Below are 16840 nucleotides of genomic sequence, written 5' to 3' on the forward strand. Positions count from 1 at the left end.
TGAAGTCCAAAATTCTACTATAAGTTGAATTTTGGACTTCTCATTTTTCACATAAATTTAAGATGAGATTCACAATAACATGCAAATTTCAGTCTTTCTATTTTAAAATTGGAGTTTGCCAGTATCTGGGGCCAGTACCTGATGTACTTAGAATTATATCCACATTTGGCTAATACATTTAATTCTTTCTCTGTAAATGTTATAATTTCAGGTTTATCCATTACAGATATTACGTCATAGTAAATTTTATATAGGGCATTTGGTATACCTTTTATATGGTTTCTGATAGTATCTTTTTCTTGCCTACTGAGATTCCTCCAGCACTCATTTGAAGTCGAATTCAAATTATTATTACTCCCACAAGCTATCATGTAATTTAAATTTATAGATAGTTCTTCTACTTTTTCAGCAAAAAATTCTTCCTGCATTAAGTGTCGGGTGAATTCTTCTTCATCAACGTGAAGTTTAAGTTGATCTTTGGCTGGAAGGTGAGATTGTTCCCACTTTTTTGAGTTGGTTAATCTGCTCATTTCCAAGATTGCTTCCATTGACCTTGATTCATGCTTGTATTTTGTGACTTTTAAAAGTGCCCTTAATACACCGCTATCTATTTGTGCTTCACCTCTTTTATTTATAAGATGAGGAACTTTACGTTCCAATAATGATCTAAGTAGCATAGCCCTTCTTATTATAAATAACTGATCCCAATTTTCATCTGTCTGATTTGGACCTAAAATGTTTACATATCCTCTTAATCTACTTATAAAATCAGGACCTTTTGCACTTTGAAATTCTTTGAAAAATTCTCTGTGTTCAGCTTTATTTGATAGGGTCTCTCCACAAAATTCTTTAAATGTACTGCTTGTACCACCTGCAAATACGAATATTGCCTTTCCTATAGGATGAATTGAGTTATCTTCTCTAAATACACCATCTTGCATAGGTGCTAGAAAGTATTTTAGCCATCCGAGTTTTTCACCGAAAGTCGAATCAAATTCATCAAAGAATACTAGTGGAACTTTTCCTTTTAGAGATATATCTATAACTTTGTGAAAGCTTATAATCAAGTCTGAAAGTGTTTGAAATTGAGATAGATTGAAATCCAATTTTTCTATTAAATTTGGAGCAACACATGAAGCTACTTCTGTTACACCAAAGGATTTGCCTGAACCAGGTGTTCCAAATACTGCTATGGAAAGGGGGCGAACTGCATTTTGGGTAGAGATGTATTCTGACATAAGGTTTTTAATGCTTTTATAAGCTTCAAACTCATCTCTATCAACAGTTTTTAATTTACCAAATCTTGCTATTGGTATATATTTAAGAGCACTATCTTCTCCATTTTTAACAATATCATAAGCTATTTCCGCTAGATTGGTGGAACTTTTGTCCTTAATAATATACCAGCATGACTGGCAGTTGGGATCATTGGAATTGCGTATGGGTACATCTTGTATATAATTTTTCCTTATAAAATCTTTTTCACTGTCTTTAAAAATTGATGGGCTGGGAAAATTATTTTCTTTTATATTTTTACCGAATCCATACACAAAGTATTTTTGTGCCGAGGCAATTCCCTCACGTATACCATCGTCAATTGCCCTGTATATTGATATATTTTTAAGTTTTCCTGAAACGATGGATTTTGCCAGTCCAGCTACAAAACAGGAGGTAAGTCCATACATTTTACCTTGAGTTTTTTCTATAAAATCTCCTTCAAAAGCATAAGTTAAAAAGTATAGATGAGAAGAAGCTTCTCCATTATTTCTATAGTATATGGCACCTTCTAATCCAAGAGGTATAATTAGATGATTGCATTTTGAAAGAAAACCAAGATTAGGATTATTTTTTATTTGCCACACAAAATCCAATGCAGTTCTTTCCCAGGAAAGATTTTTACTTATATTTACTCCTTTTGAACGTAAGTCATCGCCATTTATAACTACTATGGTATTTTCCATGTGAAATCCTTCCAGATGTTTCCAGAGCTCAGTGGACGAGGAAGGCTTGTCCATCTTATATATAATTATTGGATGTTTAGATGAGGATTTTAATGCCAACGGCCAAAAATCCTTATTATTATTAAAACCGTTGTTTTCGTCATCCAGTATGACCATATCTGCATTTTCATCATCATTTGTAGTAGAAAATAATTTGGGCATATTTGAGTTTAATTCAGTGAATCCTAAAAATTGTTTTATACGATATACTTTTTCTTCTCCGTGTTCATTCATTGGGAAAAGTCCCAGTTCAGAATTAGAATTTAAAAGTCCATCCAGTAAATGACCATTGCTAGAATGTTTTATTTTCGGAGATATTATATTAGCTCCAGTAGACATATATACAAGTTTAGCTAGAAGTAGAGCTTCTCCCTCACTTGAAATGTTGTGTATGTGAGGATAATGCTGCCAATTCAAATTATCGGTACATTCGTTGTTTGTTTGCCAGAATAATAAATTAAAACATACATCACCTGATACTACAATATTAAAATCTTCGATTTTCATAGTTTCAGTGCCTTCTTTCATTTACGTAATTAAAATAAAATATTATTTATTAATTAATATTTTATTTTTAATAATTATATTTCCACCATTATAATAGAAATGTAGGAATTATGTCAATTATTATTAAATAAGATAAATTTATTATAATTTGCAAATTTTCCTATTTTGTAACTCATATTTATAATATAAATTGTATAATATAATTGTAATGGAAATTTAAATATTATGGGGGTGTTTGAACATGAAAAAAGGAATAATTGTGTTTATATTATCGTTTTTATTGATAGGTACATCCAGTTTAGTTAGAGCCGATACAAATTATTCAGTAAATAGAATATATGGCATCAATAGATATGATACTTCAGTATCTATAGCTGGCAATTTTAGCAGCCAAAAATTGCAAAGCATAATCATTGCAAGTGGAGATGATTTTCCTGATGCCTTGACAGGTTCCATACTCTCTAAAAAGGTAAATGCACCTATTTTATTAGTAGGTAAAAATGCTGATTCTATCACATACTGTACTAATTTTATAAAAAATAAACTGAATTTAAATGGAACCATCTATATATTAGGTGGAAAGTTTTCAGTAAGCAGCAATTTTGAAAAGCAGCTTAATTCTATTGGATATAAAAACATTAAAAGATTAGGTGGTAGTAATAGATTTGATACAAACAGTACTATTGTTAATTCATTGAATTTAGAGAAAAAAACCCCTGTATTTATTGTAAATGGGTTTGGATTTCCAGATGCATTGAGTATTTCAAGTGTATCTGCCTCAAAAGGATATCCAATTATTATGAGTAATTCTTCAAAATTACCTGAAGAAGCTAAAAAGCTATTAAGTAATATACAGCCTGATAAGGTATTTGTTATTGGAGGCACAGGTTCTATAAATTCTAATGTTATCAATGATTTGAAGAAAATTGTTCCTACACTGAAAGATAGCAGTATAACAAGAATAGGTGGAGAGAACAGATATGAAACATCTTTAAATATATGCAAATATTTTAAATTATCATCAGATTCAGCTTTTATTGCAAGTGGTACAAATTTTCCAGATGTATTATCAGGCAGTTCTTTAGCAGCTAAAATGAATGCACCTATAATACTGACAGATGGAGAAGATATATCAAAACAAAAACAATATTTGGATCAGACAGATTATAAAAAGCTAACTCTATTGGGAGGAACAGGATCTATAAGTGCAGATGTTGAAAATATTTTAGCGGATAAACAAACTATATCTGATGCAGATGCAAAATCATTGCTTGTTGATGGAGACAATGCCTTTAAAAAAATGCTGACAATCAAGGTAGATGGGAATTCATATATTGATATATCTGGAACAAGTTATGCACCATTAAAAGAGAATTTAAATAATTATAATTCAATAAATGATTATTTGAATAAAAACTACAGTTTAAATAAATATTACACTGACAGATATGTAAATGATCTTGTAAATTTTGTATTTCAAAAAAGCAATGACAAAATATACATGAGATATGGAAATGCTGAATCAGCTGTTTCAGTGGATAATTCTCAGATTGTATCTAAAAAATATGATGGAAATGAAGCTTACATTACTATAAAAGAGAATAATTCTTATTTAAATGCAGTATTAATTTACAATGGAAATAAATGGCTTATAGATAGCTTTAATAACTGGGGTATAAAATAACTTTAATATAAAAACAATAATCAAGACAGATTTGGATCTTATACAAATCTGTCTTGATTATTGTTGGTTTTGTTTCCATATAAAATTTTATTACCTTTAACTAGATATACAACCCTTCCTATACTTGTTTTCCCAGTAGAGGACTTTATTTCAACTTTGATTCCCATTGGGTGATCATGTCTTGTAAGTTTGCGTACAACAATTCCAAGTGTCAAGTCTTCTATTTTAGAAGCACATCTTTGCATTGATTTTTCACAAATATAAACTGTATCACCTATATTTATAGAGTTTACCAATTTACATTCAAAGGATCTGTCTTTAAAATGATCTTTTTCCATAATTAATTTTCCTCTTTATTTTATTTAGCAATTTCAAGATTATTTCTTCTATTGTCCAATGGATTAAGGTTGATATGATGAATGATAGCATTATCATTTGAATTCATAATTACTTTATCCAATTGAATTCTTCCATCAGGAGTATTGGCTATAACACAAATATCACCGTTAACTTTATATTTAATCCAACTGTAATTATCATTAATAACTTTATCTAAATCCTGTTTGGATATCAAAGCCTCAGATACAATTCTACCATATTTGTCTCTCAAAAGTACTGCAATAGTATTTTTATTTACAATTTTATAGTCATTTTTAGTATTTCTTTTTACTATTTCTAAATTACATTTCCTGTTATCCAATGTATTGCCATTTATATGTCTAATAGGAGCTTTTGGATTGGTATTCAAAATAAAGCTTTGTAGATTTTGTTTTAGTGGTTTAGATTCTTTATTGCTATTATTGGATGAACTTATATTTTGTACTATATAGTTATTGAAATCTTTATGCCATTCGGCAAACCACGTACCAGCACTTTTTACTTTTTCAATATCTTCAGTATCTATTTTAGTTGTAAATTCTGATCCATGTTTTCTTGCTAATGAAACCAAAGTAACATCACCATTAATTTCATATTTATTTTCCATATTCTTGTAATCCGTATTTATAAAAAACACCTCTTTAGTTATTTTAATATCAGAACAAGTATAACAGATTAAGAGATAAAATGATACTACTCTAAGGTAGATGTATTTTTATAAGTTTATTTTAAGAGTTTTATAACTTTTTTGTTGTTGAATTTTCTCTATATAGTTAAAATGGTAAGTGTAATTCAGATAGCTAAATTTTAGAAAAATAATAGAAGGTGGACTAATGAAAGAAACTATAAAAATACTTGTAATCGAAGATGATGAGGATATTAATAGATTATTATGTGATATGTTAAATCAATCTGGTTATATGGCTATGGCAGCTTATTCTGGAACAGAAGCTATAATATATTTAAAAAATAGTAGTTGGGATATGATTTTATTGGATTTAATGCTTCCAGGAATTAAAGGAGAAGAAATTTTAGTTAAAACAAGGGAAAATAATCATATGCCTGTTATTATAATTTCAGCAAAAGAGGAAGTCGATATTAAAGTAAAAACTTTTAAGTTAGGGGCAGATGATTATATAACTAAGCCTTTTGATATAGAAGAAGTTTCAGCTAGAATAGATTCACATCTTAGGAGATATAGAGAAATTTCTCAAACTATCAAAGAAAATAATATACTAAAATATAAAGAAATTTCTCTAAATAAAGATACAAGAGAAGTATTTGTAAATGATAAACTTTTAAATTTAACTACAAGGGAATTCGATATTTTAAAGCTTCTAATGTCATATCCAAAAAAAGTTTTTGCAAAATCCAATATATTTCAAAGTATATGGGGAGAAGAATATCTGTGTGATGATAATACAATAAAAGTTCATATAAGTAATTTAAGAAACAAGATATCTAAATCAGGTGCTTTAAATAACTATATAAAAACCATATGGGGAATTGGCTATAAATTGGATGCCTAATCTTTACACTTTATTAAGGTTTCCTTTATGATTGATTATCTTTAAATTTTTATAATTAAATTAAATCATAGATAAAGGAGATAAAAATATGACAGAGTATGTTTTGCAAACTATAGACTTAACTAAAAAATATAAAAAGGATATAGTGGTTGACAGTATAAATCTTAATATAAGGAAAGGAGAAATTTATGGATTTATAGGAGAAAATGGTGCTGGCAAGAGCACGACTATGAGAATGATAACAGGTCTTTCAATACCTTCAAGTGGAATAATAAAGCTATTTGGATGTGATTCAAAGAATGAATTAAATAATTCAAGAAAAAGAATAGGAACGTTAATTGAGAATCCTGCTTTTTATCCAAATATGTCAGCTTATAAAAATATGGAGGCTTGTAGAATACAGAAAGGAATTCCAGGTAGGAAGTGCATAGAAAGTATCCTAGAATTTGTTGGACTTTCCAATACTAAGAATAAAAAAGTAGGAAACTTTTCTATGGGAATGAAACAAAAACTTGGATTAGCTATGGCACTATTAGGTGATCCAGAATTCTTGATACTGGATGAACCTGTAAATGGATTGGACCCTGTGGGAATTGTACAAATGCGGGAAAAATTAAAAAAATTAAATAGAGATAAAGATATGACAATACTTATTTCAAGTCATATCTTGGAAGAGTTATATCAGCTTGCAACCTGTTTTGGAATAATTCATAGGGGAAAAATTTTAGAAGAATTTACATTAAAAGAGCTAAATGAAAAGTGTAGAAGGAGCTTAAATATTAAGGTAAATGATTTAAATAAGGCCGTTGTAATTTTAGAAAATGAACTAAATACAAATAATTTTAAAATAATGCCAGATTCTTCTATATCTCTTTATGATTATGTAGATACCCCCGGAATAATTTCAAATTCATTTTCTAAAGCGGATATTGTAATTCAGCAGATAATGCAGCAAGGTGATAATTTAGAAGATTACTTTGTGAATTTGATAGAGGGTGATAAATAGTGTATAACTTACTTAAATTTGAATTATATAAATTAAAAAACAGTAAAACATTTAGAAATTTATTTATAATTACAACTATATTGATTGTATTTATTTTAAGATTATTTTATACTAATGCTGGTCCATGGAAGTTATTTGACTTTATTTATAATAATAGGGAATGTGGTTTTTTTATAAATAACTTTAAAGATAGGATACATCCAACATCTTTAGAATTTTTCAACTCAGCTTTTGGATTTAGCATTGTTATGATAATATTAATTATGTTCATAGTGGGTGCTTTTGTAGTTGATGAATATTCCAATGGAACAATAAAAAATATAATAGCCTATGGTCATAATAGAATAAAAATATATATATCTAAGTTTTTGATAATTTGTTTAGGAATTTTTACTTTAGTTATATTTTTGCTATTTATACCTGTAATAATAGCACTTATTTTAGGATGGGAAAAAGCTGTTTCTATTAGTGAAATAATTAGAATTATTAAGTCTACAGTTTTAATATGCTGGATTTTTACTACTATTGTTAGTATTTATATGTGTTTCATGACAATAATAAAAAGTAAATCTATAGTTATAGGATTGGGTATTGTATTTTTATTTTTAAATGGTGCTGGATTTTTTTCAAGTTTTAAATTTGAAAGATATACTCCTGCTTTTATGCTTATGAATATTGGGACATTAAGTCCAAATTCAGTTGATATTCAAAATATGATAGTAACTTGCTTTATTTTAATTATATTGTCAAATTTATTAGGAATATTTATATTTAAGAATCAAGATATAAAATAAGAGAGGTGTTTGAGTAAAATGATTTGGATTATATTAATTTTAATAGTTTTTCTCATGATTTTACTCTTTTATCTTATATTTATGAAAATGCAGATTAGAAACATTAAAAAACAACTTGATGACTATAATTCTGGTGAATTGAATAAAAAACTGGATATAGTGCTTTTAGATAAAGATATAGAAAGTTTAGCTTGCAGTATCAATAAACATATTGACATAAATATTAAAGCCCAAGTAAAACAAAAGAATTCTGAATCTGAAATAAAAAAAACTATAGCAAGTATCTCTCATGATCTACGTACTCCACTTACTTCAGTTATTGGTTATATCCAAATGATAATATCTAAGGAATTATCATTTGAAAAGCAAAATGAATATATGCATATAGCATTAAAAAGGGCAAAATCTCTACAAGTTTTATTGAATGATTTTTTTCAACTTTCTATTATAGAATCACCTGAGTATAAAATTCAAAATAAATTTGTGAATATAAATAATATTTTATATGAAGTTGTTACTGATTTTTATGATAGTTTTTTACAAGAGAGAATAAACCCTAACATAGATATTAAAGAGGAAAACATAATTGTAATAGGAAATGAAGTTGCTATAAAAAGGGTAATTGAAAATTTAATTAATAATATAGTAAAACATTCAAAAAATTATGTTTTTATAGAATTAAAAAAAGACCATAATGAAGCTGTATTGACTATAATAAATGAAGCTAATGGTATAAAAGAAAATGAAGCTGAATTAATATTTAATAGGTTTTATAAAGGGGATAGTTCTAGAACTGATGGCAATACAGGTTTAGGGTTGTCAATTGCAAAAAATCTTATGGAAAAGATGAATGGACATATTTATGCTAAAATAAACAACGGGTTATTGTATATTTTTTGTAAATGGAGAATAGGAGAATAGATTTAATTTGCTAAAAAAGTTATCAGAATATCACACTAACATGAATAGGGATAGATTTAAGAAAAATTTAAATCTATCCCTATTCATACTTGAGTATGGGTATTTGATTACATTGATGGTATAATTACTATTAAATGATAAGGGGGAGAACAACATGAAAGTTATAAAGAATATATCTGCTATAGGTATGGGGGCCATTGGATGTGCTTATATGAGTAAAATTCATGCTCTCAATCCAAATGGATTAAAAGTTATAGCAGATAATAAAAGAATAGAAAGATATAAAAGAGATGGATTTATAATTAATGATAAAAGGTATGATTTTGGATATATAACTCCAGAAGAAAAATGTGAACCTGATGATTTAATATTTATTTCAGTAAAGTCAAATCAATTGAATCAGGCAGTTTTAGACATAAAAAACCATGTAGGAAAGAATACAATTATTATGTCTCTTATGAATGGAATTACAAGTGAAGAAATTATAGGAAAAGAATATGGAATGGACAAAATGCTTTATGCACTTTGCATAGGAATTGATGGTAATCGTGATGGAAACAATATTACATTTTCAACTTTGGGCAATATAACCTTTGGTGAAAAGTTGAATGAGCAATATTCCCCAAAAGTAGAATCTGTGAAAGAACTTTTTGACAGGGCAAAAATTCCTTATGAAATCCCTGAAGATATGATGCATGCAATGTGGTATAAGTTCATGATAAATGTAGGCATAAATCAGACTTCGGCAGCAGTTAGAGGAACTTATGGGATATTTCAACAGATGAATGAAGCAAAGAAATTTATGGAATCTGCAATGATGGAGGTAGTAAGGTTATCTCAAAAAATTGGAGCTAATTTAACTGGAAATGACATTAAACGGTGGTATAAAGTGCTGGATACAATGGCACCAGATAGTAAAACTTCAATGTGTCAGGACATCACCTATGGTAGGAAAACCGAAGTAGATATATTTGCAGGTACTGTATGTAAACTGGGAGAAAAATATGGAGTAGATACTCCTGTTAATAGGACACTTTTAAATATAATAAAAATACTTGAGTATACTAGAGTTTTAAAGGAATGAACAGTTATTGGAGGAAATGATGATAGTAAAAAATATCAAGGGAAATACATTTTGCATTGATACTGGAATGACATATATACCATTTTATAAAATTAATTATAATGAAATTATAATGTTGGATTCAGGATTGAAAATAGGAGAGAGAAAGAGGATAAATGATTTTTTGGAACAGAATAATTTAAAAATAGTTGCCATAATTTGCAGCCATGCACATATAGATCATATAGGCAATAATGCATATTTCAAGGAAAAATATAATTGTATTATTGCTATGTCAGAATGTGAAGCATTTTTTTGTGGTTCTATACTTAATCTTAAAATTTACTACAGCAGTCAATCATTATCTGAAGTTAAAAAACATTTAGGTCATATGGTTTGCAGGACTGATATTGTAATTTTAGATAATCAGGATGCAGTAAATGTTTGTGAAATTGAATTTAAAATAATGCATACGCCTGGTCACAGTCCCGGGCATATATGCATTATTACTCCTGATGGTGTAGTTTATCTGGGAGATTCACTTATAAGCTATGAAGTTATGAAAGGTGCTAAAATGCCATATGCATATATACTTAAACAGGATCTGGAAAGCAAATCCAAACTGTATGATTTAAAGTACAATAAATACATAGTTGCACACAAGGGAATCTATGATGATATTACACAGCTTATAACTGACAATATTGAATTTTACAAGAGCAGGGCATATAGAATATATGATATTGTAGAAGGGCAAATGACAATGCAGGAAATATTCAGTGCTGTAATCACAGATTTTAAAATTCCTATAGGAAGTATATATAAATACGATGTAATAGAAAGAATGCTGCACTCTTATTTAGAATACCTGTATGAGGTTGGAAAGCTGAAGTTGAATATAGAAAATGGATTTTTAAAATACTCAAAATAATAGAAGACTGGAATGAATAAAATTTTGTCCATTCCAGATGCTTCTATTTTCCATGAGGGTTAAAAGCTTTTACATTTGAAAAATCTGCTTTGTTGAATTGCATAACGCACAGCATGAAGAAGACAATACACATTGCAAGGATAATAAACAGTCCTGCATAGGGTTTTATGATAAAGCCATCTATATTAAATGCTACTCCGGATTTTACAAGAGCACTAGTAGTGAAATTTTTCATATTGAGAGTAATATACCTGAAGATTGAAGTAGTATAGGTAAGAGGGTTTATATAAACAAGAGGACGAATTATTTTAGGCATAAGTGTAGTCGGAATATAAGCACCGGACAGGAAAGTAAGCGGCATGGTAAATACAGTTATCATTATCTGGAATGTAGTGGAGCTCTTTGCAAGTGAAGCCAGATATAATCCTATACAGCTGAAAGTTATTCCTACCAGCAGCATTACACCGCTCATCTGTAAAAATTGAATAAAATCAAGGCTTAACCCCATAAACATTCCTACAATTATAACGAGTAATCCTTGAACAAAGGCAATTATCGTTGCAGAAAGAACTTGTCCTATAGATATCTGCCACCGTTTTATAGGGGAGACTATTATTTCCTTCATAAATCCCATTGACATATCTTCGATTATACTTGTGGAATTGCTTAGTGCAGCCTGAAAAACTGTCATTATTATTATTCCTGAAATGAGATAGTTAAGCGGCTGTGCAATACCAGTAGTAGTGGACTTCATAACAAATGAAAAAACAAACAGAAAGAACAGTGACATGATTATTGAAAATACAAGTCTTAATTTATCCCTTACAAAATTAGTAAGATTTCTTTTTAAAATAGCAATCATTCCGCGCATTATTATTTTATCTCCTTTCCTGTTATGTACAAGAATACGTCATTAAGGGTACCTTTACTGGTTTCAAAATCATTGATGGAATTTTTGAATCTGGATACCATATCTAAAATGTTTTTTAACTCGGTTGAGTGTATTGTAAATATATTATCTTTTAACACATATTTGATGTTATTTAGTTTCAGATACCCTATAAGTGGGTCATTATCAATGACTTTTATTCTAGTTGTATTGCAAGTATACTGTTTCTTAAGATTGCCTGGAGTATCATAAGCTACTATTTTACCATGATCCATTATGGCAACCCTGCTGCATATTTCAGCCTCGTCCATGTAATGTGTAGTAAGGAATATAGTTATGTTCTTTTCTTTTTGAAGTTTGTAAATATAATTCCATATATTTGATCTGGTCTGTGGATCAAGTCCGGTAGTAGGTTCATCCAGAAACAGTACTTTAGGATAATGTACGAGCCCTCGTGCTATTTCAACTCTTCTTTTCATACCGCCTGACAGGCTCTTTACGGGCGCTTTTCTCCAATCTGCAAGATCTACAAGATCCAGTACAAAATCAATTCTTTCTTTAATTTCAGATTTGGGAACGTTATAGAATTCACAGTGAAACTTTATATTCTCTTCAATGGTAAGTTTGCTGTCCAGGGTGGATTCCTGAAATACTATTCCTATATCACTTCTTACTTTGGATTTGTCCTTTGAAACTTCATGACCGTTTATTAGGAGTTCTCCTGCAGTTTTGTTTACTATTGTACAAAGGGTGTTAATGGTCGTGCTTTTTCCTGCACCATTGGGTCCTAAAAATGCAAATATACTTCCACTTTCTACATTGAAGGAAATATTATCTACGGCAGTAAAGCTTCCATATTTCTTAGTGAAGTTTTTTACTTGGATTATGTTGTTCATAATTGTCAGCCTCCTGATTTTTGTTTACGTGTATATAGTACATGTCTATTTTAAATTTGCTATAAAAAAATTATAAAGAATTTATAAAGAAATAATTTTATAAATTCTTTATAATTGAGTTAAGGGAATTTTAATATTTTATATTAAAATTGTATATAAATATTTTAGAATTAGGTGATAAGATGAAAGAGCATTCAAAATTTTTCAGAAAAATCCATGAAAAGTTTGTATTATTATATAAGTATAGAATAAATGCAAGAAAAAATCATGAAGAATTTCATAAGATACAGGACGAAATAAACAAAAAAATCAACAAAGAATATATCAAGAATAGTGAATTTGAATGGTATTATAGACATGTCAGATATTCACGTATATTTACCATAATTTTTAATATAATTATCTGGTTTTTAATATTCAGATACTTTGGTGTAAAGGCAGTTGCTATTGGATTTGCAGTGATTTTTGGAGTTGGAGGACTGCATCAGTTTCTATTCAACAAAAATATTGAAAAAGAAATATTTAATCCTATAAGTAAATTGAAAAAGGGATTTGATGAAATTTCAAAAGGCAATTATGAAGTGGTTGTTGAAAACAATGTTAATAGTGAAATGAAGGATCTTGTTGATTCTTTTAATGAAATGGCAGAAAAACTCAATGAGGGAATAAAATTAAAAAAGGCATATGAGGAGAACAGAAAGCTTCTCATTGCCAATATTTCACATGATCTTAAAACTCCTATTACGTCAATTCAGGGATATATTGAGACAATGCTTGAGAGACAGGAACTTCCAAAAGATAAAATAAACAAATATCACAAGATAATATATAATAATTCTGTCTATATGAACAGGCTAATTGAGGATCTTTTTTTATTTTCCAAATTGGATATGCAGAAATTGGAGTTGAATCTACAAAAAATAGATGCAAGTGCCTTTATGTTTGACCTAATGGAAGAATTTAAATATGATTTGGAGGATAGAGGCATTGAATTTTATTATAAGGATGTCCTTGAAAAAGCTTTTTGCATAAATGTAGATGGAAAGAGAGTCAATCAGATATTTAGAAACATTATTGGAAATGCGATAAAATATGGTTATAATAATATGAAAGTAGAGGTCATATTATATGAAAGTAAAAATCATGTATGTATAGATGTAAGGGACAACGGTCCGGGAATACCTAAGGATAAACTGCCAAATATATTTAACAGATTTTACAGGATAGATTATGCAAGAACAAAAAATCTGATGAGTACAGGACTAGGTCTTGCCATAGCTAGGGAGCTGGTGGAATCCCATAATGGAAAAATAAAAGTCTCAAGTATAGAAGGTAAGGGTACTTGTTTTACTATTATGCTGCCAAAAGAAATGGAGGATGGACATGAAACGGATTCTTGTAGTTGAAGATGATATAAACATAGCTGAAATGGAAAGGGATTATCTGGAACTTAATGGTTATAAAGTCGAAATTGTTCAAGATGGTAATACCGGTATTGATATGGTATTGAAGGGAGTATATAGTGTCATAATTGTAGACCTTATGCTTCCAGGAAAAGATGGATTTGAAATAATAAAAGAAGTGAGAAAGAAATTTGAGATACCTATAATTGTAGTTTCTGCAAGGACAGAAGATATTGACAAGATACGAGGTCTGAATTTTGGAGCTGATGATTATTTGACAAAACCGTTTAGTCCTGCGGAACTGGCAGCTAGAATAAAATCACATATAAGCAGATATGAAAGACTTAAGGGAAATAATTTTCCTACAGAGATCATAAATATAGGCGGACTTGAGATAAATACGGCTTCACATAGGGTAAATGTAAATGGCAGGGATATAAAGCTTACATCAAAAGAGTATGATATACTTGTATTTATGGCTTCAAATCCCAATATTGTATTTACTAAGGAGAATATTTTTGACAGTATATGGGGAGACGAATTTACCGGGGACCTGGCAACTGTAGCAGTACATATACAGAAAATAAGAAAGAAAATAGAAAAAGACCCATCCAATCCAGAATTTATAGAAACATTATGGGGAATAGGATACAGGTTCAAGTCGTAAATAATATATGTAAATGAAATATACTTAAAACGAGTTTCTGTATATTTTATAACTTTATATTATTTATAGAATTAGTATATGGAAATGAAAACCTTACTATAAAGATTTTGTAATACTAAACGATATAAATAACTGTATTTCAAAATTTTATGGAGGAAAATATGAATAAATATACATCTTTATTTCAACGTACTAAAATAGGAAAATTGGAAATAAAAAACAGGTTTTCAATGGCACCCATGGGACCCTTTGGATTTGCAGGAGAAAATGGTACTTTTAATCAGAGGGGAGCAGAATACTATATAGAAAGAGCTAAAGGTGGGACAGGATTAATTATAACTGGACTTTGTAGTGTAGAAAATGAAATTGAGAAAATTGTAAGACCAAGTATGCCATGTCCAACAATGAATCCTGCAGCATTTATTATGAGCACAAAGGAAATGACTGAGAGAATACATGCTTATAATTGTAAAATTTTCTTGCAGTTAACTGGTGGATTTGGACGTGCTGGATTACCTAATATCATAGAGACAGCTGTTGCTCCATCTGAAATAGAAAATAGATGGAATCCAAATTTAAAACATAGAGAACTGACCAGAAATGAAATACAAGATTATATAAAAAAATTTGCTCAATCAGCAGCTATAGCTAAAGCTGCTGGATTTGACGGAGTAGAGATTCATGCAGTTCATGAAGGATATCTTATAGATCAGTTTACTATTGGTCTGTATAATAAAAGAAATGATGAGTATGGTGGAAATATAACTGGAAGGTTAAAATTCCCTGTTGATATAGTTAAAGGTATAAAGAAAACTTGTGGTGAAGATTTTCCTGTATCACTTAGATATAGTTTGAAGAGTTTTATAAAGGGTATAAGACAGGGTGGACTTCCAGGTGAAGACTTTAAAGAACTTGGAAGAGATACTGAAGAGGGAATAGAAGCGGCTAAAATATTAGTAGGAGCAGGTTATGATGTTTTAAATGTAGATGCAGGTACATACGATTCTTGGTATTGGAATCATCCGCCTATGTACTTCGATCAAGGAGGAATATATCTTTCATTTGCCAGAATATTGAAAAAAGAGATTAATATACCTATAATTGCTGCAGGAAGAATGGATGATCCTGAGATAGCAACAAAGGCTATAGAAGAAGGGGATTGTGATATTATTGGATTGGGAAGGCCTCTTTTGGCAGACCCATATCTACCTAAAAAGATAAAAGCGGGTAAAATACATAAAATAAGACCTTGTTTGTCTTGTCATGAAGGTTGTATGGGAAGAATCGCAAATGGAGGAGCACTTTCATGTGCTGTAAACCCTATGTGTGGCAGAGAAAAAAGCTATGATATAGTTCCAGCTTTTACAAATAAAAAAGTCATGATTATAGGTGGGGGCATATCTGGTATGGAATCAGCTAGAGTATGTGCATTGAGAGGCCATACAGTAAATCTCTATGAAAAGACTTCTCAACTTGGAGGACATGTTATAGCAGGGAGTATACCGTCTTTTAAGAAAAATGATAATGAACTTTTAAAATGGTATGAAAGAGAACTTAAAGATTTAAATATAAATATTTATTTTAATACAGAAGTTGATATAGATTTGGTAAAACAGGAAAAACCTGATGCTGTAATTGTTTCTACAGGATCAACATCTATTAATTTAGATTTGCCAGGTATAGAAAAAAACAACGTTATGTCTGCAGACAATGCACTATTGGATATATCTAAAATAGGTAATAATGTTGCTATTGTTGGAGCTGGTCTTGTTGGATGTGAAACTGCATTATGGTTGAGGCAAAACAACAAGAATGTTACTTTGATTGAATCTACAGATAAAATTCTAAGTGGAGGTAGCAATATGCCATTTATGAATTATGATATGTTAAAGGATCTTTTGAATTATAAAAAGGTTAATATAGCTACATCTTCAACTGTCAATAATATAAATGAAGAAGGAATAAGTGTTAAAACCCAATATGGTCAAAAGACATTTAATGCAGATACTATAATCTTATCCGTAGGCTATAAATCAGATGATAGTTTATATTGGAAACTTGAGAATTTGGTAGATGATATATATCTTGTTGGAGACGCTAAAAATGTAAAAAATATAATGTATGCTATATGGGATGCATATGAAATTACAAGAAATATTTGAGGGGGATATT

At 29.5% G+C, this 16840-nt stretch carries 15 protein-coding genes; 10 read left to right on the top strand and 5 right to left on the bottom strand.

Annotated features, from left to right (window positions below; genetic code table 11):
• Positions 1–47 precede the first annotated feature (47 nt).
• Positions 48–2507: a Ryanodine receptor Ryr gene (locus KM800_RS06310; RefSeq protein ID WP_217812331.1), complete on the bottom strand. Its 2460-nt coding sequence runs from the start codon at positions 2505–2507 to the stop codon at positions 48–50.
• Between the two features lie 241 nt (positions 2508–2748).
• Between KM800_RS06310 and KM800_RS06315 the strand changes: the two genes are divergently transcribed.
• On the top strand, positions 2749–4191 hold the full coding sequence (locus tag KM800_RS06315) for a cell wall-binding repeat-containing protein (RefSeq protein WP_217812332.1): 1443 nt from the start codon (positions 2749–2751) through the stop codon (positions 4189–4191).
• Positions 4192–4229: 38 nt separating this feature from the next.
• Here KM800_RS06315 and KM800_RS06320 read toward each other — a convergent pair whose 3' ends face one another.
• Both KM800_RS06320 and KM800_RS06325 read right to left on the bottom strand, forming a co-directional pair.
• On the bottom strand, positions 4230–4529 hold the full coding sequence (locus KM800_RS06320) for a DUF2196 domain-containing protein (RefSeq protein WP_217812333.1): 300 nt from the start codon (positions 4527–4529) through the stop codon (positions 4230–4232).
• Positions 4530–4549: 20 nt separating this feature from the next.
• Entirely contained in the window at positions 4550–5176 is a 627-nt protein-coding gene (locus tag KM800_RS06325; RefSeq protein WP_217812334.1) for a hypothetical protein, read from the bottom strand.
• A 226-nt stretch (positions 5177–5402) separates the two neighbouring features.
• Between KM800_RS06325 and KM800_RS06330 the strand changes: the two genes are divergently transcribed.
• The 6 genes from KM800_RS06330 (at position 5403) to KM800_RS06355 (ending at position 10813) form a co-directional block, all read left to right on the top strand.
• Complete coding sequence (locus KM800_RS06330) at positions 5403–6098, top strand: response regulator transcription factor (RefSeq protein ID WP_217812335.1); 696 nt, start codon at positions 5403–5405, stop codon at positions 6096–6098.
• An 88-nt stretch (positions 6099–6186) separates the two neighbouring features.
• Positions 6187–7104 carry an ABC transporter ATP-binding protein gene (locus KM800_RS06335; protein WP_217812336.1) on the top strand — a complete coding sequence of 306 codons (918 nt, stop codon included), beginning with the start codon at positions 6187–6189 and terminating at the stop codon, positions 7102–7104.
• Positions 7104–7898, top strand: a complete 795-nt coding sequence (locus KM800_RS06340) for an ABC transporter permease (protein ID WP_217812337.1) — start codon at positions 7104–7106, stop codon at positions 7896–7898. The genes KM800_RS06335 and KM800_RS06340 overlap by 1 nt, the downstream gene beginning before the upstream one ends.
• A gap of 18 nt (positions 7899–7916) precedes the next feature.
• The gene (locus tag KM800_RS06345) at positions 7917–8819 is read left to right on the top strand and encodes a sensor histidine kinase (protein ID WP_217812338.1); all 903 of its coding nucleotides are present in this window, start codon (positions 7917–7919) and stop codon (positions 8817–8819) included.
• Between the two features lie 154 nt (positions 8820–8973).
• On the top strand, positions 8974–9903 hold the full coding sequence (locus KM800_RS06350) for a ketopantoate reductase family protein (protein WP_217812339.1): 930 nt from the start codon (positions 8974–8976) through the stop codon (positions 9901–9903).
• A gap of 19 nt (positions 9904–9922) precedes the next feature.
• Complete coding sequence (locus KM800_RS06355; protein ID WP_217812340.1) at positions 9923–10813, top strand: MBL fold metallo-hydrolase; 891 nt, start codon at positions 9923–9925, stop codon at positions 10811–10813.
• 43 nt (positions 10814–10856) lie between these two features.
• Here KM800_RS06355 and KM800_RS06360 read toward each other — a convergent pair whose 3' ends face one another.
• Together KM800_RS06360 and KM800_RS06365 are read right to left on the bottom strand one after the other, a co-directional pair.
• Positions 10857–11684, bottom strand: a complete 828-nt coding sequence (locus KM800_RS06360) for an ABC transporter permease (protein WP_217812341.1) — start codon at positions 11682–11684, stop codon at positions 10857–10859.
• Between the two features lie 2 nt (positions 11685–11686).
• Positions 11687–12598: an ABC transporter ATP-binding protein gene (locus KM800_RS06365; RefSeq protein WP_217812342.1), complete on the bottom strand. Its 912-nt coding sequence runs from the start codon at positions 12596–12598 to the stop codon at positions 11687–11689.
• Positions 12599–12780: 182 nt separating this feature from the next.
• On the opposite strand from KM800_RS06365, the gene KM800_RS06370 reads away from it, so the two are divergent.
• From KM800_RS06370 to KM800_RS06380, 3 genes are all read left to right on the top strand, one after another.
• A complete protein-coding gene (locus KM800_RS06370; RefSeq protein WP_217812343.1) occupies positions 12781–14004 on the top strand; it encodes a HAMP domain-containing sensor histidine kinase in 1224 nt (407 codons plus the stop codon).
• The gene (locus KM800_RS06375; protein ID WP_217812344.1) at positions 13982–14668 is read left to right on the top strand and encodes a response regulator transcription factor; all 687 of its coding nucleotides are present in this window, start codon (positions 13982–13984) and stop codon (positions 14666–14668) included. Before KM800_RS06370 ends, KM800_RS06375 begins: the two co-directional genes overlap by 23 nt.
• Before the next feature lie 161 nt (positions 14669–14829).
• Positions 14830–16830: an FAD-dependent oxidoreductase gene (locus KM800_RS06380; protein ID WP_217812345.1), complete on the top strand. Its 2001-nt coding sequence runs from the start codon at positions 14830–14832 to the stop codon at positions 16828–16830.
• Positions 16831–16840 lie beyond the last annotated feature (10 nt).

Origin of the sequence: Clostridium tyrobutyricum, assembly GCF_019144085.1 — a bacterium.
Taxonomy (GTDB): domain Bacteria; phylum Bacillota; class Clostridia; order Clostridiales; family Clostridiaceae; genus Clostridium_B; species Clostridium_B tyrobutyricum_A.

What these genes read in the sequence shown, in the direction of transcription:
- KM800_RS06315 (WP_217812332.1), top strand. Translation starts at nt 2,749, where the DNA reads ATGAAAAAAGGAATAATTGTGTTTATATTATCGTTTTTATTGATAGGT.
- KM800_RS06320 (WP_217812333.1), bottom strand. Translation starts at nt 4,529, where the DNA reads ATGGAAAAAGATCATTTTAAAGACAGATCCTTTGAATGTAAATTGGTA.
- KM800_RS06345 (WP_217812338.1), top strand. Translation starts at nt 7,917, where the DNA reads ATGATTTGGATTATATTAATTTTAATAGTTTTTCTCATGATTTTACTC.
- KM800_RS06330 (WP_217812335.1), top strand. Translation starts at nt 5,403, where the DNA reads ATGAAAGAAACTATAAAAATACTTGTAATCGAAGATGATGAGGATATT.
- KM800_RS06380 (WP_217812345.1), top strand. Translation starts at nt 14,830, where the DNA reads ATGAATAAATATACATCTTTATTTCAACGTACTAAAATAGGAAAATTG.
- KM800_RS06360 (WP_217812341.1), bottom strand. Translation starts at nt 11,684, where the DNA reads ATGCGCGGAATGATTGCTATTTTAAAAAGAAATCTTACTAATTTTGTA.
- KM800_RS06375 (WP_217812344.1), top strand. Translation starts at nt 13,982, where the DNA reads ATGAAACGGATTCTTGTAGTTGAAGATGATATAAACATAGCTGAAATG.
- KM800_RS06310 (WP_217812331.1), bottom strand. Translation starts at nt 2,507, where the DNA reads ATGAAAATCGAAGATTTTAATATTGTAGTATCAGGTGATGTATGTTTT.
- KM800_RS06355 (WP_217812340.1), top strand. Translation starts at nt 9,923, where the DNA reads ATGATAGTAAAAAATATCAAGGGAAATACATTTTGCATTGATACTGGA.
- KM800_RS06325 (WP_217812334.1), bottom strand. Translation starts at nt 5,176, where the DNA reads ATGGAAAATAAATATGAAATTAATGGTGATGTTACTTTGGTTTCATTA.
- KM800_RS06365 (WP_217812342.1), bottom strand. Translation starts at nt 12,598, where the DNA reads ATGAACAACATAATCCAAGTAAAAAACTTCACTAAGAAATATGGAAGC.
- KM800_RS06335 (WP_217812336.1), top strand. Translation starts at nt 6,187, where the DNA reads ATGACAGAGTATGTTTTGCAAACTATAGACTTAACTAAAAAATATAAA.
- KM800_RS06350 (WP_217812339.1), top strand. Translation starts at nt 8,974, where the DNA reads ATGAAAGTTATAAAGAATATATCTGCTATAGGTATGGGGGCCATTGGA.
- KM800_RS06370 (WP_217812343.1), top strand. Translation starts at nt 12,781, where the DNA reads ATGAAAGAGCATTCAAAATTTTTCAGAAAAATCCATGAAAAGTTTGTA.